Below are 21,558 nucleotides of genomic sequence, written 5' to 3' on the forward strand. Positions count from 1 at the left end.
CCATGAAGTGGCACACTTCTGGCGATGCGAGCCCTGGTAACCGGGTCGCGGGGTTTTGTGGGAACTCACCTCGTCGCTCATCTGAACGCATGTTCCGACGACGTGATCGAAGTCGATCGCGTGATCGGCAATCCCCCCATCGAGGACGCTGGCGCGGTATCCGAGCTGATCGGGGAGGCGAGGCCGGATGCGGTGTACCACTTGGCCGGCCAAAGCGACGTAGCCGCCTCGTGGGACGACCCCATCGGCACGTTCCAGACCAACGCCGACGGCACGCTGCACGTTGTCCGAGCCTGCATCGACGCCGGTGTCGGACGCCTGCTGTCGGTGACCAGCAGCGACATATACGGACTGGTCGCTCCCGAGGACCTGCCACTCGACGAGCAAGCCCCTCTCCGGCCGGTGAATCCCTACGCGGCCAGCAAAGCTGCTGCCGAGATGGTGTGCATCCAGGGTTTTTTGGGTCATGGCCTCGGGGTTGTCCGGGCTCGGGCCTTCAACCACTTGGGCCCCGGTCAGAGCAGCCGCTTTCTGGCCCCCGCGCTGGCCGCTCGGATCGTCCACAACGAGCAAAACGGCAAGACCAGGGTGCCTGTGGGCAACCTGTCGGCCCGGCGCGACTTCACCGATGTGCGCGACGTGGTGCGGGCCTACCGCCTGCTGGTGGAAGACGGGGTGCCTGGCGAGGCCTATAACGTGTGCTCGGGCCGGGACGTGGCCGCGTCCGAAGTGGCCGAGATCCTGCTGGGCCTGGCCGAGGCACCGCTGGTTCTCGAGCAGGACCAGCGCCTGTTCCGCCCGGTGGATGTGCCGGTGATGCGGGGCGACAACGCCAAGCTCCGGACGGCCACCGGCTGGGCCCCCGAAATTGCCCTGGCGGACACTTTGGCCGACCTGCTGGCCGATGTGCGCAGGCGCCACTCCCCCCAGACGGGAGAGGTCGGTGGCTGAGCTCCCCCTCCAACCGGGGAGCGCCATGGATGAGCACCGGCCCCGCCGGGCGCTGATCACCGGAATCACCGGCCAAGACGGCTCATACCTGGCCGAGTTGCTGCTCGACCAGGGGTACGAGGTGGTGGGCCTGGTGCGGCGATCCAGCACGGTCAGCTTCGAGCGCATCGCCCACCTCCAAGACCGCATCGCCATCGTCAGCGGCGACCTGCTCGACGAGGCCTCCCTCATCGAGGCTCTGCGCCTGCACCGGCCCGCCGAGGTGTACAACCTGGCGGCCCAGTCGTTCGTGCAGACCTCCTTCGGCCAGCCGGTGCTCACCGGGGAGACCACCGCCCTGGGGGTGACCCGCCTGCTCGACGCCATCCGCATCGTGGATCCGACCATTCGCTTCTACCAGGCATCCAGCAGCGAGATGTTCGGCAAGGTGCGGGAGGTGCCCCAAACCGAGACCACGCCGTTCTACCCCCGGAGTCCCTACGGCGTGGCCAAGGTGTACGGCCATTGGATCACGGTCAACTACCGCGAGAGCTACGGCCTCCACGCCAGCTCGGGCATTTTGTTCAACCACGAGTCCCCCCGCCGGGGCCTGGAGTTCGTCTCTCGCAAGATCTCCCACGCGGCGGCCTCCATCTCGCTGGGCCGCCAGCGCGAACTGCGCCTCGGGAACCTGGAGGCCAAACGCGACTGGGGATTCGCGGGCGACTACGTGACGGCCATGTGGCTGATGCTCCAGCAGGACCGTCCCGGCGATTACGTGGTGTGTACCGGGGAGACCCACACGGTGCGGGAGTTCTGCGAACTGGCCTTCGCCCATCTGGGCATGGACTACCGGAGCTATGTGGTGATCGACGAGGCGTTCATGCGCCCCGCCGAGGTAGACCTGCTGGTGGGCGACGCCGGCCGGGCCGCATCCGAACTCGGGTGGCGCCGCGAAGTGGGATTCCATGACCTTGTCGCCATGATGGTGGACGCCGACTTGGACCTGCTCCAGGGCAAGCTCAAGGGGATTTCGTGACCAGACCCGCAACAGGGCAAGCTCAAGGGGTGTCACCCACCCCCAGCGTGGTCACGCTGGCCGGAGGGGTGGGAGCGGCCAAGCTGCTCACCGGCCTTATACGGGCCCACCCTCCCGACGAGCAGCTCGCGGTGGTGAACACCGCCGACGACACTGTGCTGCACGGCCTCCATGTGAGCCCCGACTTGGACACTGTGGTCTACACCCTGGCCGAAGCAGTCAACCCGGAAACCGGCTGGGGTCTGGCCGGCGAGACCTGGCAGGCCATGGACGCCTTGGACCGCTACGGCGGGATCACCTGGTTCAGGCTGGGCGACCGCGACCTGGCCACCCATCTGTATCGCACCCACCGCCTCGGCCAAGGGGCCGACTTGGCCGCCGTCACCGCAGAAATCGCTGCGGCCTGGGGTTTGGAGCTGGCCGTTGTGCCGGTCACCAATGACCGAATCGAGACCAGGGTCACCACCGTCGACGAGGGTGAGATCGGCTTCCAGGACTATTTCGTGCGCCGCCGCCACGACGTGGCCGTGACCGATGTCCGAGTGGCTGGGTCGGAGAGCGCCCAGCCCGCGCCCGGCCTCATCGAGGCCCTGGCCGGGGCCCGGCAGATCGTCATCGCCCCCTCCAATCCCATCGTGTCCATCGGACCGGTGCTGGAAGTGCCCGGAGTGCGGAGGGCATTGGCCGACCGCCGGGACGCGGTGGTGGCGGTGTCGCCCATCGTGGGCGGTGCTGCGCTGAAGGGGCCGGCCGACCGCCTCATGCGGGAGCTGGGCCACGAGTGTTCGGCAGTCGGAGTGGCCCGGCTGTATCGGGATGTGGCCGCCACACTGGTGATCGACGAGGCCGATGCCCACCTGGCCGCCGGCGTGGAGGCCGCCGGCGTGACCTGTGTAGTGGCGCCCACCGTCATGGACGGAGTCGAATCGTCCATCGAGCTGGCCCGCGTGGTGTTGGGCTGCGCCGAAGCAGGATCCAGCACATGAGGCTCGAGATCGCCGGGGTGGAGGGCTTGCCGGAGATAGAAGCGGGTGACGACTTGGCCGGCCTCATCGCCGAGGCGGCGGAATTGGCCGACGGCGATGTCGTGGTGGTGACTCAGAAGATCGTGTCCAAGGCCGAGAACGCCGTCGTCGCGGTCGACCCCGACGATCCCCTGTCGCACAAACCGGTGGTGGAGCAGGAGTCGGTGCGGGTGCTGCGCCGGCGAGGCGACCTCATTATTAGCGAGACCAAGCACGGATTCGTGTGCGCCAACGCCGGGGTCGACCGGTCCAACGTGGCCGCAGATCGGGCCGCGCTGCTGCCCGACGACCCCGACCGCTCGGCCCGGCGCATCCGCAGCGGAATCAGAGCCCGAGCCGGAGTGCTGGTGGGGGTGATCGTCTCCGACACCTTTGGAAGGCCCTGGCGGCGGGGAGTAGCCGACGTGGCCATCGGAGTGGCCGGGATCCGACCCATTCTCGACCTGCGGGGCACTCCCGACGCTTCGGGCCGAGAGCTCCAGGTGACCGAAGTGGCCATCGCCGACGAGTTGGCCGCCGCCGCGGAGTTGGTCATGGGCAAAGCCGACGGCATCCCGGTGGCCGTCATCCGGGGCATCAACCCGGCCTGGCTCGGGCCAGGCAGCATCCAAGCCGATTTGGTCCGCTCTCCGGCCGAGGACATGTTCCGCTAGCGGTTGTCAGCCTGGTCCCGGCACCCGCTCGCTGCTCAAAACTGCGGCGGGGGCAATAGCCGCGCCGTCTCCCACCACCGAGAGATCGCTGAGCCGGGCCCCGTCTCCGATCTCGGCCCCAAAGCCCACGACAGAGCGCTCGACGGCTGCCCGTCGGCCCACTGTGGCGCCAGGAAGCAGCGCCGAGTTGGTGACCGATGCTCCCGAGGACACCTTCGCTCCCTCCATCACAATCGAACCTGAGACGAAGGCATCGGAATCGATCACTGCCCTCGGGTGGATCCACCCGCCATCCGACAGCGCGAGCTGCACCTCCAGATAGGCCTCGGGAGTGCCGGCATCCACCCAGAATCCCTCCCACGACACGGCGTACATCTCGCCTTGATCCACCAAGCGGGGAAACACTTCCCGCTCGATCGAGGCCCGTGCGCCCTCGGGCACCGAGCCGAGCGCCGAGGGCTCCAAGGCGTAGATCCCCACGCTGATCTGGTTGCTGGGGGCCTGCTCGGCCGGGGGCTTCTCCAAGAATGCTCGCACCCGGCCGTCGGGATCGCACACCACCACCCCGTAGCGGGAAGGATCGGCCACTGGGGCCAACGCGATGGTGGCTTGGGCGCTTGCCCGGCGGTGGGTTGCCAGAAGATCAATCAGGGGGAACCGGTTGATCACATCGCCGTTCACCGCGATGAACGTGTCTTGGACGTCGGCGGTGCGGGCCGCGAAGCCAATGGCCCCCGCGGTGTCCAGCGGCTCGGGCTCCACCGCGTAAACCAATTCCACTCCGGCACAGCGGCGCTGGGGATAGGCGGCTTCGAAGGCATCGGGCCTATACCCCAGCGACAGCACCGCCCGGGTGACTCCCTGCTGGCCCAGCCTCCCCACCACGTGCTCGATCATGGGCCGGTCCACCACCGGCAGCATCTGCTTCGGACGGGTCAGGGTCAGGGGCCGAAGCCGGGTGCCGAAGCCGCCGACCAGCACAACCGCGTCCACTGTGGGCTAGCCCTGTTGCCCAGCAAACGGCCACGCTCGGGCAACCGGGATCATGGCGCGACCCAGCCCACTCAACCGTCGTCTTCCACCCTGACGCCGGGAACGTTCTCGTCGATACTCTCGTCGAAGTCAACCGGCCCCTCGGGTTGGGAGAGATTGGCCACCAGCGAAGGCGACACCCCGAGGAGATCGCCTACGGCGAGGGGCAGCGGCACCTCCGCATCCCGAGGCGCCAAGGCAATGGTGAAGGCCTCGCCGTCCCTCTTGAAGCGGACATCGCCGAAATCCTCGTAGATCCGCTCGTCGGGCTCGGCGGCGACCGCGGTGAGCGCGCTCGACCAGCGCACGATCTGCATCACAGCCGGCTGCCCATCGCACTCTGCGCCCACCGCGCTGATCACCCCGAACTCGGAGGCGGTGATGCCGTTCACGTCCATGGTCACGAACATCGACTCGAAGAACTTGGCCATGATGGCGTCCTCGCCCGCGGCGTTGGCAGTGAACGGGTGGATGTGGATGAGCCCGTCAGAGTGGGAGTGGATGCCCTCGGGGTCGTAGGGATAGCCCTGGCTGTTCTGCCGACCCTGGAAGATTGCCTGGAACGCGCCCTCGCCATCGCCGGCGGTGCAGTCCCATACTCCATAGGCGGAGTGCCAATGGTCGCTGAGGCCGGGGCGAGCCTCGGCCTCGCGCAGGAAGCGGGCGTACGCCACCACCCCGATGCCGATCAAGATGATGAGCACCACCACGGCGGGAAAGCCGATAGGCCGCCGCCGCTGTCCGACGCCGCCCATCGACGCGGCCCGCGCCACCTTTCGAGAACCAGAGGCTCTTGCCACGGCTGAACAGGCTACCGGCCTGATTGCCCGATCAGCGCATCAGCCGCCCGAACAACTCCAAGTACTGCTCGGCCACCTGTTGGGGACCGACGGCGTTTTCGGCGAATGCCCTCCCCCGCCGGCCCATCGCGGCCAGGCCGGCCGGATCGTCGACCATCTCGGCCACCGCCGCGCAGAAAGCAGCAGCATCGTCGGGGTCGACCGTCCGACCGGCGCCCGAGGCGGCCAGCAGCCGCTCCACCTCGCTGCCCCGGTCGACGCTGGCCAGCACCGGACGGCCCGCGGCCAGCACCGAGTACACCTTGGAGGGCACGCTGGACTCGCCCAACCCGGCCCGCAGCAGAACCAATTGCAGATCAGCGGCGGCCAGCACCTCCCCCAGTCGCTCCGGCGGCTGCCAGCCCACCAGGTGCAGGTTGTCGAGCCGGTCGGCCGCGGCGGCCACCGGCGAGCGGTTCACCCCGTCGCCGTTGACCACAAACTGGACATCGGTCCGCCCCCAGAGGGCGAATTGCTCGGCCGCGGCCACCACCAGTTCCAGAGGCTGGGAGTGCCCCAGGTTCCCGGCGTACATGACCACCGTTTTGTCCGAGTCGCCCCCCGGCCCCAAATCGGCCCGGTATGGGTTGTGCCGATCTGACGGGGTGATGCGGGCGGGGTCGACCGCGTTGGAGATGACCACCACCTTGTCCGGGCTGTCACTGTCGCCGAGCTTGGCCCGCACGTTGACGGCCATGCCCTCCGAGAGCACAGTCACCGCATCGGCCCGCCGATACATCCAGCGCTCAAGCCTGCGGGCCGCGGCCACCACCCGGGGGCTGCGCAGAACGCCGGTCTCCACCGCGGCATCGGGGAACACATCCTGCACGTTGAACACCAGGGGCACCCTTCCCCGCAGGGCTGCGGCCCATCCCGCAGCCCCCAGAGTGAGCGGGGGCGACATGGCGAGCACTGCATCGCAGCGGCGCGCCGCGACGACGGCGTCGGCCCCGGCCAGCACGGTAAACCCGGCGAATGCGGCCGCCCGGGCCGCCAAACGCCCCTTGTCGGCCGGAAACGGATGCCAGCGCCGGATCCGCCCCCACGATTCCCGCTGGGTCCGAACGAGGCGGCCCGACCATCCCTCGGCCACCGCATGGTCCCGGTACCACGGAAGGCTGGTCACCACTTCGACCTGATGGCCGCGGGCCGTCCATTGCCCGCAGATAGCGCTAATCACCTCTCCGGTGGGAGCGGAGTCCGGCTCATAGTGAGGGCACAGCACCAGGATGCGGAGACGATGCCCGCTCATGGATCAAACGCCTCGCCACCAAGACCGCTGAGGCGATCCATCATTGCGCCAGGGAGGCGTAGAGGGCGCACAGCCCCGCGGCCGAGTCGAACTCGGCCAGCTCGCGAACCCTGGACTGACCCGCCTCGACCAGCACCCGGCGGGCGACGGGATCGGTGGCCAGCTCGCCGATGGCCTCGGCCCACCGGGCATCGTCGTCGGCGGCCAGCAGTCGCCCGCCCGACCCCACCACCTCGGGCAGCGCCCCGGCACCGGCGGCCACCACCGGACAGCCCCGGGCCATGGCCTCCACCGCGGGGAGGCCGTAGCCCTCGTATTTCGACGGGAACACCGTGGCCACCGCCTGCCGGTACAGGCCGTCCAACACCGGGCGGGGAATGCGGCCCAGCCGGTGCCAGCGATGCCCTACCCCCAGATCGACGGCCATCTGGTCCAGCTTGGCATCCAGGGGGCCGGGCGCCCCGGTGACCACCAACTCCACGTCCACCCCGTCGGCGGCCAATCGGGCCAGCGCCCGCAGCAGCACTTCGTGGTTCTTGTGGGGATAGGCCACCGCCGGATACAGCACGAACGGGTGAGTCAGATCCGGCACGGCAGCGGCCAAGGGCCGGTTGGGTCCGCCAGAGGGCGAATCAACCGGCGCGGGCAGCACCGCCACCCGGCGGGCATCAGCTCCCAGGCGCTCCACCAAGCGGCGCCGACAGAACTCGCTCACCGTCACAACCGCCTCGGCCCGGCGCACCGACCACGGCAGCATCATCCGCAAGTACAGCCGTTTGGTCAAACCGAAGTGCCTGGGATGGTCCAGGGGCTGCAAGTCGTGGACGGTCACTACCGCCGGCCGGATACCCGCCCAGGGCACAGTCCCCCCAAAATGGTGGACCACCGCGATGTCGCGGCGACGGCATTGGGCGACCAGCCAGGTGTTCTCGATGAATACCCGCCGCGGCCGACTCCTCGCCGCCGGCGACTCCACCACCTCGTGGCGCTCGGCCAGCGCCGGTTGAGACTCGGCAAACCCTCTCGGCGCGAACAACGTCAGCCGCGTCGGCGCGTCCGGCGGAATGGCCGACAGCAGCCTGACCGCATAATCCTCGGCGCCCCCCACTCTGCCCGACCACAGCCACAGCAGGTTCACCCCCACCGAGACCGCCAGGTCCGACGCGCCCATCACCCGGCCAGCTCCCGGCACACGCCGGCCAACAGCACCCGATCGCCCATCACCCGGCCAGCTCCCGGTACACATCGAGAAGCCCGCTTGCCGTGCGCTGCCAGGTGAACTCGGCCAGCGCTCGCTCGCGGCCCTGCTTGCCCAAGCGGGCGGCATCATCGGGGTCGTCGAGCAGCCCGGCCAGCGCCTCGGCAATCTCCTGCGACCTGGAGGGATCCACCAGCACTCCAGTGGGGCCGGCCACCTCAGCGGTGGCCCCCACCGCCGACGTCACCACCGGCGCCCCCTGCACCATCGCCTCCAGCACCGGCAGGCCGAACCCCTCGGTCAGGCTCGGAAAGCACACCACCGCAGCGGCCCGCATCAGAGCCCGCTTGTCAGCCTCAGCCACAAACCCCAGCCGGCGGACCGACTGGCCAGACGAACCCAACGAAGCGCCCAGGCCCGACTGGCCAGACGAACCCAACTCCCCGCCCAGGCCCGACTTCCACCCCTTTGGGCCCACCAGAACAAGGTCTTCGGCGGTCCGGCCCAGCATCCTCCAGGCCTCGAGCAGCCCGGCCAGGTTCTTGCGAGGCTCTGCTGTGCCCACCCACAGCACGAACCGATCGGCCAGGCCGAACCTCCGCCGCACCTCGTCGGCCTCCCCCAACGACACCAGGCGGTCGTCAGCCCAATACGGCACCAGGCGCACCCGGTCTCCGTCTATCCCCGCCCGAGCGCAGTCATCGGCCGTGTGCTGCGACGGGCACACCACGAGGTCGGCTTCGGTGCGGGTCAGATCGAGCGATCGGGCGAAAAACCGCACACCCCGCGGCGTGAAGTGGTCGGGATGGCGCAAGAACGCCAGGTCGTTCACCGTCACCGCCAGCGGCGCCGTCCGGGGAGGCACCGCCATGCCGGTGGCGTGGATCGCGTCCACCGGCCCCACCGCCCGCTCCAACGAAGGCCGTCGCATCTGGTGCCAGCCCCAGTACAAGGCGGCTCGGGGCAGCCGAACCGCCTCCACCGAGATGCCGGGAACGAACGGCTCGCCCGCAGGATTTCGATGCCAGGCCGAAACTCCCACCATCTCCGGCGGCGCCGGCAGCCGCCCCAATGCCTCCACGCATCCCAATGCGGCCGTTGCCGTCCCCCCTGGCACCCGGTGCCAGCACTGCTCCAGCGTGATCGCCACTCTCACTGCTCTGAGTCTGCCAGCCCCAACTCAATGTGTACGCCGCGGGCCACTAGTGTGACTTCAGATGAGCGGCTTTTGGGTCGGCAAGCGAGTCTTGATCACCGGCGGAACCGGATTCTTGGGCCAAGCAGTTTGCCGACTGGTCAACCAGCGGAGACCGGCCTTGCTGGTCGCCCCGTCCAGCGCCGACTACGACCTGCGCACTGCCGGCGACGCCCGCCGGCTGCTGGCCGAGACCCAACCCGATGTGGTCATCCACCTGGCCGCCCGGGTGGGGGGCATCGGCGCCAACCAGGAGCGGCCCGCCGACTTGTACCTGGACAACCTGCTCATGGGCACAAACGTCATCGAGCAGTGCCGACTGGCGGGAACCGACCGGCTGGCGGTGGTGGGCACCATATGCTCGTACCCCAAGCACACCAGGGTCCCGTTCACCGAGGACTCTCTGTGGACCGGATACCCAGAAGAGACCAACGCCCCCTACGGGGTGGCCAAGCTGGCCCAGCTCGTGCAGCTCCAGGCCAACCGAGACCAGTACGGCCAGCAGGGCATCTATCTGATGCCCACCAATCTGTACGGCCCGGGCGACAAGTTCCACCCGTCGGTGTCCCATGTCATCCCCGCGCTCATCAAGAAATGCGTGGATGCTGTCGAAGCCGGCCACGACACCATCGAGGTGTGGGGCACCGGCACGGCCAGCCGCGAGTTCCTCTACGTGGACGACGCCGCCGAGGGCATCCTGCTCGCCGCCGAGCACTACCGGGGAGCGGCCCCGGTCAACTTGGGGGCCAACCATGAGGTCGCCATCAAAGAGCTGATACACGATGTGGCCGAGATCACCGGATTCGCGGGCCGCATCGAATGGGATGGGGCCAAACCCGACGGCCAGCCCCGCCGCTGCGTCGACCCCGCCCGGGCCAAGGAGCTGTTCGGCTTCGAGGCCACCACCCCGTTCGCCGAGGGATTGGGCCGCACCTATCGGTGGTATCTGGCCAACCGTCACGAAGCCGAGTCGCGAGGCGCGCCGGAGACCGCGGCGTAGTCCGCGCCCACCACCAACTCCACATCGGCGCCGTCGATCTCGCTCACTGGCTCCAAGAGCGGCGCGGGCACCACATAGCGGGCCAGCGTCTGCGCCTCTTCCTCGAATGCCCCGGTATAGCGAACCACCGTTCTGCCCACGTCGAACCGGTCGGCGTTGACCCGTTCCACCACGGAGAACCCGGCCCGCTCCAAAGCATCCTCCACCCCGGCCACAGTGCCCGACGCAGTACCGTTCAACACTCGCACCCGGACCCCGGCCAGGCTCCCCGCCCGGAAGAACTCCAGCACCGGCTGGGCCGCCTCCTCCACCAGCAGAAGCACCTGCTTGCCCTCGATGGTGGCATCGACCACCGGCAGCTTGCGGCGCTCGATCTGATCAACCTGGAACGACCGGAACTCATCGCCCAAATCCACGAGCTGGCCTACGGTGATGCGGTCGTCCAGGGTGACGCTGGGGCTGTCGCCGTCCAACAGCTCGTTGGCCACCCGTCGCAGGGTCAGCGGATTGCGGATGCCCTTCTCCACCGCCCGTTTGAGGGTGGCCACCATGAAGTCCTGCTGGCGCTGGTTGCGCTCCAAGTCGTTCCACACGCCGAGGCGCACCCAATCGTCGTCGACCGCCGGGTTGCCCCCCTCGACCAGCGTCAGCGGTCGACGGGTCCGCACATAGGCCAGCGCCGCGTCGGGGTCGAGGGTCACCACCCCGGCCTGCTCGATCCTCAGCCCCACCGAATCGTCCCGGATGGGCTGGGCGACATCCACCGGCACCCCGTCTACTGCCTCCACGATCCTGAGGAACCCGGCGAAGTTGATCTCCACGTAGTGGTGGATCGGCACCCCCAGATAATCCGACACGGTTTCGATCAGGGTGCCGGGCCCGCCAATGCCCCTAGCGGCGTTCACCCGCTCGCTCCATCCCTTGCCGGCGATCGGCAGCCACAGGTCGCGGGGGATCGACAGCATCGCCACCCGGTCGGCATCAGGATCAATGCGCACCAGGATCACCGAGTCGGTCAGCAGGGTGTTGACGTCCCGGTCGATGTGAATCGGGCTGTCGGGGTCGATCCCCGCAGCACTGTCCACCCCCACCAGCAAGAAGTTCTGGGCCTCCGAGTCGCTCTGCTCTTCGGAGGACAGCGAAAGGCCTACCGACACCCGGGGAATCTTGCTTATCTGAGATTTCACCACGGCCAGCCCCGCCGCCCCGCCCACCGCGGCGGCGAACACCAGCAATCCGGCGACCACGATCGCCAATTGCCCCCTTGTCCTCTTCCGCGCTCTCTTCCTGCGACCCATCGCCTGCCAGTGTAAAAGCAAGCACCCCTTTCACAGAGGCAGCCCCGCCGAGCTAAAAGACGGACTCAGGGATTCCACAACCCCATCGAGCAGATGACGCTCGGCTCGGTTCCGACGCCGCTTCGGGGCGCGGGGAGGCAGAGCCGGCCGTCTCGGTGGAGATCGATCACCAGCGCGGCCAAATCCTCGGGCGTCCGATTGCGGATGGCGTTGGACAGCTTCTGCTTCACCGCTTCATAGAGGGGCCGCTCGTTGATCGCATCGAGAACGGCGTCAAGCTCATCGGGGTCGACGAACAGGCTCGGGGCAATCGTTGCACGATGGTCGTTCAGCTTCCGCCAGCACTTCTCCCTCACGCCCAACAGCGCGCCCGTGGCTCTGTTCGGGGGTGCCCGCAGCGGGCCGTCGAGTGCAATCGCCACCATGTCGTGGTGATCTTCCATGCAGGCGGCCGGAAGCGTTTCGGGCTCGCAGCGGGACAGGTGCAGTGCCTCCTGTGGAGTGATGCGCCGGGATTCGCCATCGGTTGTGGTGAAGGCGAAGGCGTCTGCCCCGGTCGCCGATTGGGAGTGCACCACCACCCCTTCGGCAGTCCCACCGGTCTGGGCTTGCATGGCGGCGTACACCACGTTGGGCAGCGACTCAACCCGCTTGGCGATCCTGGGATGGCTGTCGGCCGCCTGCCGCCAGATCTCATAGGCCATAGACACCGGATCGACGTCCTCGCCGCCGTCGGCGAATCGGAAGTCGGAGTGCTCGTCGTAGAGCCCGGAAATGACCGCCCGCTCCGTATCGTCACCGAAGAACTTCTCATCAGAGCCCAGCAGTTCGGCGTTTTCCTCCAGCCGCCCGCGAATGCGGTCCCGGAGGTTGATCTCCTCGTCCACCGACCCAGCGGGCATCAGCGAATAGACCAGCACCACTTCGGCTCGTTGTCCGATGCGGTCCACCCGACCGGCCCGCTGCACCAATCGCACAATGGCCCAGGGAAGGTCGTAGTTCACCACGATGCGGGCGTCTTGAAGGTTCTGGCCCTCCGAGAGCACGTCGGTTGATATCAGCACCCGCAACTCGGGCTGGTCTCGACCTGCGGTGACGCCCTGGTTGGCCCTGGGCGAGAAACGGCGGGCCAGCGCGGTGGGGTTCTCCGAGTCCCCGGTGACCGCGGCCACCCCTTCGATGCCGCGACGGATCAATTCCTCGGCCACGTAATCCGCAGTGTCTGCCGCCTCCGTGAACACCAGCGCCTTCTCACCGGGGTGGCGCCGGGTGATCAACTCCACCAGCGAGGCGATCTTGCCGTCGTTGTCGGCATCCCAGGTGCCAAAGTGGCTGAGAAGCGACCGTATCGCGTCGGTGTCGGAGCGCAACGCCTCGCCAAACTCCTCTGCGAAGAGCTGAGGCCGCATCCACCGGATCCGACCGGGCCTGGCCTGGGCCAGCTTTTGGTAGGCCCTAGCTGGAACCGACAGGTCGGGCATTTCGTCGACATTGAACAGCCCCTCTTCGAACAGGTCGCCCTCCTGGGCGTCGAACTCGGCCGACCACAGGGCGTTGTCCACCGACCCCACCGGCAGCAGCAAGCGGTGGTCGATGGCGTGGATAGCGACGAGGTTTCGCAGCGCGTGGCGGCGAAGCGTGGCCAGAAACGCCGGCCCCGAAGAGGTGAGGCGCTTGAACATCATGATCCGGTTGAACCCGCTGAGGTTCCCGTTGGCGGAGTTGCGGAGATCGTCGATCACTTCCTGTTCGTCCTCGGTCGGCGCCACTCGGGGATCGAGATATCGGGCCAGGTTGTAGCGGGGCAACAGCAACTCGGCTATCGCGTCGATGGTGCGCTGGTCCATCATGGCCGCGGCCGGATCGCTGGGCACCACCTCCCGCTCGAGCGGCACCGCCTCTCTTTCGGGGAAATGGAAGGGCCGCCCGTCGCCAAAACTGAGGTGGGGACGGCCGTTCTCGTCCTCGTAGGCGTAGTTGTCCTGAATGAATCGACGTGTGCGCCGCACCAGGAACTGCGACATCAGGTCCTGCCAGTCTTCGAGGTGCTCTGATGCCTGAAATGCGGCCAGCGACGAGGTGCGGCCTTCGCACATCGCGGCGAACTCTGCCTCGCCGTGTTCGGCGACAGCCCGCTCGGGGCGTATGCCCAGGTCGTCGTCGGGTCTTGCAAACAGCGCGATCTGAGCGGCCACATCGGCGAACCCCTTGTTGTAGGGGGTGGCGGTGAGCAGCAGCACTTTGGAATCGTTCTCGGTGATGTAGTCGTGAAGGGCCTGGTAGTCCTGACGCTTGGGATTGCGCAGATTGTGTGACTCATCGATGAGCACCAGCCGGTGCCGCCGCATGTCGGGCAGTTCTCGGGTGACCATCGACAGCGAGAGCACCCGACCGTGAATCTGAAACTCGTGCTGATACGACTCCCACATGCCCACCAGGTTCTTCGGGCACACGACAAGCGTCTCGAACCCGTTCTCCTCCTGAAGGAGTCGGGCGATAGCCGTGCCCACCATCGTCTTGCCGAGCCCGACCACGTCGCCCACCATCGCCCCGCCCCGCTGGTTCACGATCCGGGCCGCGATCTTCACCGCCGCAGCCTGGAACTCCAGGAGCCTCTCGGCCATCGAGGCTGGCAGCCCGTACTGGATGAGCCCCTCACGGGCCTCATGCGACAGGTGATAGGCCATCTTGAGGTACACCAGGTAAGGATCGAGCGGCGTCTCCGATGCCCATGACTCATCCAGCAGCTCAATCAACTCAATGTTCGCCGGCACCGAGAACTGGTCGACCCAGCGGTCCTCGAACCAGGCGGCAAGCTTGGCGGTGGCATCGGTGTCGAGCACGTCGACGTTCAGCTCGCCCTGCTCCCAAAGCCCGGCCCTGGTGAGGTTGGACGACCCGACATAGCCCACCCTGGGCGCCGCGGTGTCGTCGCGGTGGCACAGATAGAGCTTGGCGTGGAGGCGGTGAGCCAGGAATAGCCGCACCTCCACATCGCCTTCAGCCATCTGCCGACGCAACTTCCGCAGCGCCTTCTCGTCTTCGACCGTGGGGAGGCCGACCTGGAGTTGGGCTCGAAGCTCCTTTACCGCCTCATGGCGATGCTGTTCAGCCACCTCATTGGTCACCGGCTGCTCACCCCGCAGCCTCATCAAGCGACGCATCTCTTCGTGGGGGGTCTCCGTCATGCCCACCAGCAGGCGAACCTTGGGCCTATTACCACCACGCTCCGGCAGGGCATCTACCCCATCGGCAATGAGCCGCCAGCCCCGAAGGTTGAAATACCCCACCGCCGCGTCCACCGAGTGCGACGACGCCAGCGACTTGAGCATCACCTCCTCAAGCGAAGTGTCGATGTTGTCGAGGATGAGAGGCACCAGGACTACTCCCTGTTCCCAAACGTCATCCGGTCTCGCAGATTGCCCGCCGCCTCGTACTGCTCCCTCGTCAACCCCCAAGCCTGCGCCAACAACCAGTCCGCCTCATCGGTGATGTGGCGCAGCTTCCACATCATGTATCTGCCCACCAGCATTCTTGCGTTTCCACTGCCTCTTAGGTTGAACTCCACATACTTCACCATTTCGTCTTGAAGCTCCCTGGACAACCCCAACATACGCTGAACTAAACTCACGAGTTCCATGTCACACGGAGGGTGGTGAGACGCTGCTAAGCGTTCAATGTCACACGGAAGTGCGGATAGCACGCTCCGTGTGACATGGAACTCGTCTCCGAACATCAGCCACCACAAGTACCCCCATCGACCGGCCAGGCAAAGCAAGGCCAAGTCTCGAGAACGCTCATTCTGGAAATTGAACCACGAGGGCTGACTTGAGTTTGTGGTTACAGGTCGCCTGGATATGGGATCGACTACTGGGGGTTCCGTGACAAATGCTCCCAATGTTTGAACAGCAGCGACCTTCTTGACACCCAAATCAAATAGCTGGCCACTCTTGTTGTTAACGCTTACAAGTGGAGCACACATCTCTGCAAGTGATGTAAAGGCATCGACTACATCTCCATCATCTATAAACGGCCACTTGGTTGCGTCTCCACAATTGAAAAGTACTCGTGAAGGATTGCCGTATTCAATCGAAGAGAACAAATATGGGCGGCTAGGAGTCAACCAGCGGTGACACCTTGTCGTGTATATCCTACGTTTACCTCCTTTGCCAGATATAACTATACTATTTCTCACCTTGGCAGAACCAGAAAATAAACTATCTGAAGCTCTGCTGTAAGAGGACAGCCACAAAGTAGAGAACTGTACACTTAGGTTATTCCGCAACAACTCAAAATCGTTGCTGTAACACAGCGAGTGCATTACGATCATCGCAAATCGTCCTTTGTCGTTCAACAAGGTAGATGCGCGCTCGGCACAGACGGCGTAGATGTCTGGACAATTACCGGTCTCATACCCAATCCACTTGTAGTCGAACTGACTGCGTTTCTTGCCTTTGAGTCCGATGTAGGGCGGGTTGCCGATGATCGCGTCGAAGCCGCCGTTTCTCCAGACGGTGGGGAACTCGGCGAACCAATGGAAGGGCTTGTGGGTTTCCTTCCAGGTTTCGAGCGGGGCTGCATCGCCTCGCATCTTGTGGAGACCTCGGTCGGCTTGGTCGGCTACCTGACCGATGCGGGTTCTGAGGAGGCCTTTGGCCCGTTGCAGAGCCGCTAGATCGTCGGTTGAATCTTGAATCGCTACGAACTCCTCGTAGGCCACCGCCGCCGACTCCACGGCGTCCTCCACCTCAGCGATCCCGAAGGGCAGCACTCCCCTGTCTGAGAACCGCCGCTCGATATCTTCAGCGTCGGCGATTCCTACAAGGAGGTTGCCGGACTTGATGTTGAAGTCCAGGTCGGGGAGCGGCTCGATGTGGGAGGCGTTGTCGAGTTGGGCGGCCAACTTCAGAAACAGCCGCAGCTTGGCGATCTCGGCTGCCTCGGCCATGAGGTCGACGCCGTAGAGGTTGTTCAGGCAGAGAGTCTTAAGCAGCCAGTAGCGCGTGCTGGTGTGGGCCCGGGCCTCTCGGAGAAATGGGGCTTCCACACCCCCCCCCCCGCGGCAATCTCTTCGGCGCGATTCAACACCGCTGTGTACAGGGGGTCGAGCACGTCATGGGCGGCCAGCAGGAACGCTCCCGATCCCACTGTGGGATCGCAAACCGTCAGAGAGCGGAGCACCTCGAACGCTCGCTGGCACTCGTCGGCAGAGTTGAGCGTGTAATAGAGGTAGTCGGCCAGCAGCGCGGCAAGATCCAGGTTCTGCGTGACAGCGTCGTTGATGTCGGCTACGCCTCCAGAATCCACCAGCTCTTTCTGCTCGGCGTATCGCTTGCGGCGATGGCTCACGTCGCACCACCGCTCGCCGGGCAAGGTGATGTCCAGCCCCCCGTCAGGAAACTCGCTGGGCGGCAGATCGCCCTCAGGCAAGGGCACATCGATTCCGTAACCCATAGCGTCGTGCAAGTAGTCGTCGCCGCTGCTGGACAACAGCTCGCACGGACTCTCGAGGCCGGCATCCACCAGCCTGTCGGCAATAGCCGGAATGATGGCCGAGGTGGCCATGTAACCGGTTACGTCTGGTTTGGTGTAATACGCCCCTTGCTGCTTCTTGTTCACATACTGCTCGAAGATGAATCCCAAGATGTCGGGGTTGATCTCCTTGGCATCGCCAGTGGGCCGCTCGTCGAGATGCCAGCGCCACTGGTCGAAGAAGTCGAACAGCTTCTCGAAAGCCGTGTCGGGAATCTCGATGCAGTAAGCGCCTTCCAGCGCGTGGGGCTCGAAGATGCCACCGTTCACATAGGGCACATCGCCAATGATCTGCTCGATCGCCGCATCGTCGTAGCGGCGGGCCGCAGGCGGGCTTCCCAACCCCTCGTGGAACAGCGGCAGCAGGAACTGGCGGAAGAATGCGTAGAACCGGTCGTCCCCGAGGCGCTCTCGCACCATTCCCAGCCGCTTGCGGAGGTAGTGGGTGTCGCCGGCCACGAAGCCCTTGCGCTGGATGAAGTACACGAACATGAGACGGTTCATCAGCACCGACGCATACCAGCGCTGGTCGTCTGGCCTGGGAATGCCCTCGATATGCTCGGCCAGTCGCTCATGATGGTCTTTGAACTCCCGGAAGAACGACTTGGTGACCTTCTCCACGTTGAACGACCGCCGCACCCGTTCGAGCACCCTTACTGCGGTCAGCTCCGGCTGCTCAGCCATGGTGAAACAAACATCGCGCAGGCGTTGCAGCAGAGCATCGTTGCCGTGGTGCGGGCGATAGTGGTGATCCACGAGCCGATGCCCCACCCCGGAAGGACGCTGCTCCGGCCACAGCCAAAGCTGCTCCCCCGGTGAGGCGAACACCACGAGCTGGTCACGCGACAAACGCTTCGCCGCCTTCACGATCTTATGCTGCACCGACCGAAGCGGAATCTCGCTGCACCCCACCGACCAAACCGTCACGCCCCGCTTGTCGGCCACTGCCTCTGCGTCCCAAACCGATTCCTCGGCCTCAACGGCGACAGCCAAGCCATGAATGGGGTTGTCCCAACCAAGCCGCCGGAACAAACCGCCGAAATCATCGGCGTCCATATATTCCTGCATCTCCTGGTCGGATGGCCCAGGCATCCGAGCAAGCTAGGGCATATACCGCTCCCGAGCCAGCCCGCCCAATGAGTCGAGACGACAATAACGTCTTTGTGACCAATGTTGCTATTGTTTCATATTTTCTAAGTATTTCTCTGCTTTTACCAGATATTCACAGGGTTATTGTCACCGGTTGATGATATGCTTACAGCCATGAGGTTTGCCCCTGACCAGGCCGAACACACCGAGGCCCATAACTCCGCTGTAGACGGTTGCGGGGCTTCGGTGTGCATCAAGGGCTCGGCCAGAGGCATTGCCCTAGTGCTGGTGGCCGACTACGACGCCACCAGCCGGGAACTGGTCAACGCCCGCCTCGGCGACGGCACCCCGCTGCCGATGAAAGAACTCGTCCGGCTGGCCCTCAAAGCAGACATCTTCCCCGCGGTGTTCGACGCCAAGACTCAGAATCTGTGGCTCGGGCGCAGCAGGCGTACCGCCACCGACGCCCAGCGCATCGCCTTGATGGTACGCGACCAAGTCTGTATCGGCTGCGGCGGCGCCCCGAGCCGGTGTTTCGCCCATCATGTCAAGTTCTGGAAGAACAACGGGCCCACCGACTACCCCAACCTCGTCTTGGTCTGCAACGACTGCCACCACGAAATCCACGAACAAGGTTTCCAAGTCACGCAAGACCCCGGCACCGGCCGCTGGCAAACCCATCCCCCACCCGACCCATTCCCCGACACCGGCACAACAACTTGGCAACCCGTACACGCTGATTCCGTGCTGATGTGTTGAATCCTCGAGCTTCCCCCTGAGGTTGCTCTCCCATTAGCAGAGACAAGCTTCGCAAATGCTCAAGTACACTGAACCCGATGGAGGTGGCGGCTGTTGCCGTGGTGGGACACCACTTGTGTTCCAGGCTGGCCGATGTCACCGACGATTTAACCGCCTTGGAGTCGAGCGGGTTCTGGGCGGTGGCCATCGACTTCCACGGCAAAGCGGTGTGCGCCCGCTTCGACTCGGTGCGCCCCGCCCGCCCCTGGAAGGGCCGTCCCTGGAAGGGCCTCCCGGCCGACACCTGGACCAGCTCATTGGATCGGGCCGGTTTCGGCGCCGGTGTGTCGGCCATCCGGGAGATGATCGGCGCCGGCGACGTCTATCAGGTGAACCTCACCCGCCGGCTGAGCGCGCCGCTCATCGATCCCGACACCGACATCGCCGCGTTGGGGGCGGCCCTAGCCGAGGGCAACCCCGCACCCTACGCCGCAGTGCTGCGCCTGCCCGATCACGGGGTGCACATCGCCTCGGCCTCACCGGAGCGGTTTGTGGTCCGCGACGGTCGGTGGGTGGAGTCGTCCCCCATCAAGGGAACCGCGGCCGAGCCGTCTGGGCTTACCCCCAAAGACCAAGCCGAGAATCTGATGATCGTGGATCTCGTGCGCAACGATCTGGGGCGGGTCTGCGACTACGGAACGATCAGCGTGCCCGCTCTCTTCTCCCTGGAGCACCATCCTGGGCTCGTACACCTGGTTAGCACCGTTCAAGGGCGACTGCGCCCCGGCTGCGGGTGGCCCGAGCTGATCTCGGCAACATTCCCCCCCGGATCGGTCACCGGCGCCCCCAAACTAGCTGCGCTCGACGCCGTTGCCGCCTTGGAGCCGCAGGCCCGCGGGGTGTATTGCGGGGCCGTGGGCTGGGTGGACGCCGACCGGGGCAAGGGCGACTTGAACGTGGCCATCCGCACGCTGTGGATCGAAGACGGCCACCTCCACTTGGGCACCGGCGGCGGCATCACCTACGACAGCGACCCCGATGACGAGTGGCGGGAAACCGAGTTGAAGGCCGAGCGGCTGCTGGCTGTGGCCACCGGGGAGTACATCCACCTATGAGCTCTGCTGAGCCCCGCATCGTTTGGATCAACGGGGCGCTGGTTCCCGAGGACCAAGCCCGGATCTCCCCGTTCGACCACGGCTGGCTGGTGGGAGACGCGGTGTTCGAGACCCTGGTCATCGTGCGGGGCATGCCGTTCGCCGCTCGCCGCCACTTGGAGCGGCTGGCCTATTCGGCCGAGCACCTGGGCGTGGCGGTGCCCGACGCCGATGTGCTTCAAGAGGCAATGGTTGCGGTGGCCGCGGCCAACCAGCTCGAAGAGGGGCGGTTGCGGGTCACCGTCAGCAGCGGCACCGGGCCGCTGGGCAGCAACCGGGGCGACAGCCCGCCCACCGCCACGGTGGCCGCCACCCCCCAAGCCCCGTGGCCCGACACCACTTCGGTTGCCACCGTCGAATGGACCATCAACGAGCACAGCCCTTTGGCCGGCCTCAAAACCGTTTCCTACGGCGCCAACGTGCGGGCCCTGGCCGCGGCCAAGGCGGCCGGGGCCGGCGAGGCCATCTTCGCCAACACCCGGGGACTTCTCTGCGAGGGCACCGGCAGCAACGTGTTCCTGGCTTATCAGGGCCAGCTCATCACCCCTTCGCTGGCCTCGGGATGCCTGGCCGGCATCACCCGCCAACTGGTGATCGATCTGACCGGCGCGGTCGAACAAGACGTGCCCCTCAGCGCCCTCGCCGCCGCCGACGAGGCGTTTCTCACCTCCACCACCCGCGACGTTCAACCAGTCCACGCCGTCGACGGCCAGCGGCTGCCCGCCGCCCCCGGCCCCGTTACCCAAGCCGCCGCCCAAGCCTTCGCCCACCTCAAAGCGACCCAGATTGACCCCTGAGGCGGACAACATCTCCAACCACAACCCTTATCCCCCCCTCCAGAAGTAGCGCACCCCGCTCATCCAAGTCTTCGGCCAAACCCTCCAACACCGTTCCGTCGCCGAGCTCCACCGACACTCGGCAGCCCAAAGTGGCCGACTCGCGGCGCGCCGCCGCCATCAACGCAGCCTGGCCGGTTGCTACCTCGATTCTCTCCATCCAGTAGGCGAAACCGGTCAGAATCTCTGCCAGCAGCTCTCGGCGGTCGATCACCTCACCACACACATCCTCAAGGGCTACGGAGGTTTCGGCAGCTTCGGAAGGCGCAGCACCCGTGCGCACGTTGAGACCCATGCCCACCACAACCGCCTCCAGCCGTCCCCCGGCCATAATTGACTCGGCCAGCACGCCGGCCAGTTTCCGATCGCCCACAACCAGATCGTTCGGCCACTTCAGCCCCGGCCGCACCCCGGCTTGAGCCCGACACGCCTCCACTGCTGCTAGGGCCAACGCGGTGGTCGCCAAGTGGGACGACTCAACGGCGAGCCTGGGCCTTGTCAGCACCGAGAACAACAGGCCTGACTCCGGAGACGCATCCCAGGTTCTCCCCCGTCGGCCTCGTCCGGAGCGCTGGTAGTCGGCCACCAGGACTTTGCCGGGCTCGGCGCCGATACGGGCCGCAGCCAGGAGGTCGGCATTGGTCGAGCCGGTTTCAGCAACCCATTCCACCCGAAACCCTGAGACTCCCCTCACATCCTCACCCCTGCTCCCATATTCCCATCGGCCAGTATTCGCGTGTTCAAGAAA

General features: G+C 66.0%; 18 protein-coding genes. 8 read left to right on the top strand and 10 right to left on the bottom strand.

The window, feature by feature from the left end; genetic code table 11:
- The first annotated feature begins 24 nt into the window (after positions 1–24).
- The 4 genes from ACOGXA_RS06675 to cofE are packed head-to-tail and all read left to right on the top strand — an operon-like array spanning position 25 to position 3,647.
- Positions 25–951 carry a GDP-mannose 4,6-dehydratase gene (locus ACOGXA_RS06675; protein ID WP_419926491.1) on the top strand — a complete coding sequence of 309 codons (927 nt, stop codon included), beginning with the start codon at positions 25–27 and terminating at the stop codon, positions 949–951.
- A 25-nt stretch (positions 952–976) separates the two neighbouring features.
- Positions 977–1,969, top strand: coding sequence for a GDP-mannose 4,6-dehydratase (gene gmd / locus ACOGXA_RS06680; RefSeq protein ID WP_419926947.1), 993 nt, complete (start codon positions 977–979; stop codon positions 1,967–1,969).
- A 29-nt stretch (positions 1,970–1,998) separates the two neighbouring features.
- Positions 1,999–2,955 carry a 2-phospho-L-lactate transferase gene (gene cofD / locus ACOGXA_RS06685; RefSeq protein ID WP_419926492.1) on the top strand — a complete coding sequence of 319 codons (957 nt, stop codon included), beginning with the start codon at positions 1,999–2,001 and terminating at the stop codon, positions 2,953–2,955.
- Complete coding sequence (cofE, locus tag ACOGXA_RS06690) at positions 2,952–3,647, top strand: coenzyme F420-0:L-glutamate ligase (protein ID WP_419926493.1); 696 nt, start codon at positions 2,952–2,954, stop codon at positions 3,645–3,647. The genes cofD and cofE overlap by 4 nt, the downstream gene beginning before the upstream one ends.
- A 6-nt stretch (positions 3,648–3,653) precedes the next feature.
- On the opposite strand, the gene ACOGXA_RS06695 is transcribed toward cofE, so the two are convergent.
- The 5 genes from ACOGXA_RS06695 to ACOGXA_RS06715 all read right to left on the bottom strand — a co-directional run bounded on the left by ACOGXA_RS06695 (position 3,654) and on the right by ACOGXA_RS06715 (position 9,124).
- Positions 3,654–4,640, bottom strand: coding sequence for a sugar phosphate nucleotidyltransferase (locus ACOGXA_RS06695; protein WP_419926494.1), 987 nt, complete (start codon positions 4,638–4,640; stop codon positions 3,654–3,656).
- Positions 4,641–4,711: 71 nt separating this feature from the next.
- Complete coding sequence (locus ACOGXA_RS06700; RefSeq protein ID WP_419926495.1) at positions 4,712–5,479, bottom strand: hypothetical protein; 768 nt, start codon at positions 5,477–5,479, stop codon at positions 4,712–4,714.
- Between the two features lie 31 nt (positions 5,480–5,510).
- Positions 5,511–6,770, bottom strand: coding sequence for a glycosyltransferase family 4 protein (locus ACOGXA_RS06705; RefSeq protein ID WP_419926496.1), 1,260 nt, complete (start codon positions 6,768–6,770; stop codon positions 5,511–5,513).
- Positions 6,771–6,810: 40 nt separating this feature from the next.
- Positions 6,811–7,941, bottom strand: a complete 1,131-nt coding sequence (locus ACOGXA_RS06710) for a glycosyltransferase family 4 protein (protein ID WP_419926497.1) — start codon at positions 7,939–7,941, stop codon at positions 6,811–6,813.
- 49 nt (positions 7,942–7,990) lie between these two features.
- A complete protein-coding gene (locus ACOGXA_RS06715) occupies positions 7,991–9,124 on the bottom strand; it encodes a glycosyltransferase family 4 protein (RefSeq protein WP_419926498.1) in 1,134 nt (377 codons plus the stop codon).
- A gap of 61 nt (positions 9,125–9,185) precedes the next feature.
- On the opposite strand from ACOGXA_RS06715, the gene ACOGXA_RS06720 reads away from it, so the two are divergent.
- Complete coding sequence (locus ACOGXA_RS06720; RefSeq protein ID WP_419926499.1) at positions 9,186–10,163, top strand: GDP-L-fucose synthase family protein; 978 nt, start codon at positions 9,186–9,188, stop codon at positions 10,161–10,163.
- Here the strand turns inward: ACOGXA_RS06720 and ACOGXA_RS06725 are convergent.
- The 4 genes from ACOGXA_RS06725 to ACOGXA_RS06740 all read right to left on the bottom strand — a co-directional run bounded on the left by ACOGXA_RS06725 (position 10,121) and on the right by ACOGXA_RS06740 (position 18,085).
- A complete protein-coding gene (locus tag ACOGXA_RS06725; protein ID WP_419926948.1) occupies positions 10,121–11,410 on the bottom strand; it encodes an LCP family protein in 1,290 nt (429 codons plus the stop codon). The genes ACOGXA_RS06720 and ACOGXA_RS06725 overlap by 43 nt on opposite strands.
- 116 nt (positions 11,411–11,526) lie before the next feature.
- Positions 11,527–14,838, bottom strand: a complete 3,312-nt coding sequence (locus tag ACOGXA_RS06730; protein WP_419926500.1) for a helicase-related protein — start codon at positions 14,836–14,838, stop codon at positions 11,527–11,529.
- Between the two features lie 5 nt (positions 14,839–14,843).
- Complete coding sequence (locus ACOGXA_RS06735) at positions 14,844–16,508, bottom strand: Eco57I restriction-modification methylase domain-containing protein (protein WP_419926501.1); 1,665 nt, start codon at positions 16,506–16,508, stop codon at positions 14,844–14,846.
- Positions 16,433–18,085 (bottom strand): hypothetical protein, encoded by a 1,653-nt coding sequence (locus tag ACOGXA_RS06740; protein WP_419926502.1) that lies wholly within the window; start codon positions 18,083–18,085, stop codon positions 16,433–16,435. The genes ACOGXA_RS06735 and ACOGXA_RS06740 overlap by 76 nt, the downstream gene beginning before the upstream one ends.
- A 171-nt stretch (positions 18,086–18,256) precedes the next feature.
- Here ACOGXA_RS06740 and ACOGXA_RS06745 point away from each other — a divergent pair, with 171 nt between their 5' ends.
- From ACOGXA_RS06745 to ACOGXA_RS06755, 3 genes are all read left to right on the top strand, one after another.
- Entirely contained in the window at positions 18,257–18,841 is a 585-nt protein-coding gene (locus ACOGXA_RS06745) for a DUF222 domain-containing protein (protein ID WP_419926503.1), read from the top strand.
- A gap of 77 nt (positions 18,842–18,918) precedes the next feature.
- Positions 18,919–19,935: a chorismate-binding protein gene (locus ACOGXA_RS06750; protein ID WP_419926504.1), complete on the top strand. Its 1,017-nt coding sequence runs from the start codon at positions 18,919–18,921 to the stop codon at positions 19,933–19,935.
- The gene (locus ACOGXA_RS06755; RefSeq protein ID WP_419926505.1) at positions 19,932–20,771 is read left to right on the top strand and encodes an aminotransferase class IV; all 840 of its coding nucleotides are present in this window, start codon (positions 19,932–19,934) and stop codon (positions 20,769–20,771) included. The genes ACOGXA_RS06750 and ACOGXA_RS06755 overlap by 4 nt, the downstream gene beginning before the upstream one ends.
- Here the strand turns inward: ACOGXA_RS06755 and ACOGXA_RS06760 are convergent.
- On the bottom strand, positions 20,746–21,480 hold the full coding sequence (locus tag ACOGXA_RS06760; protein ID WP_419926506.1) for a biotin--[acetyl-CoA-carboxylase] ligase: 735 nt from the start codon (positions 21,478–21,480) through the stop codon (positions 20,746–20,748). The two genes, ACOGXA_RS06755 and ACOGXA_RS06760, sit on opposite strands and share 26 nt — an antisense overlap.
- Positions 21,481–21,558 lie beyond the last annotated feature (78 nt).

Source organism: Candidatus Poriferisocius sp. (assembly GCF_965208475.1).
Lineage (GTDB): Bacteria > Actinomycetota > Acidimicrobiia > Acidimicrobiales > Bin134 > Poriferisocius.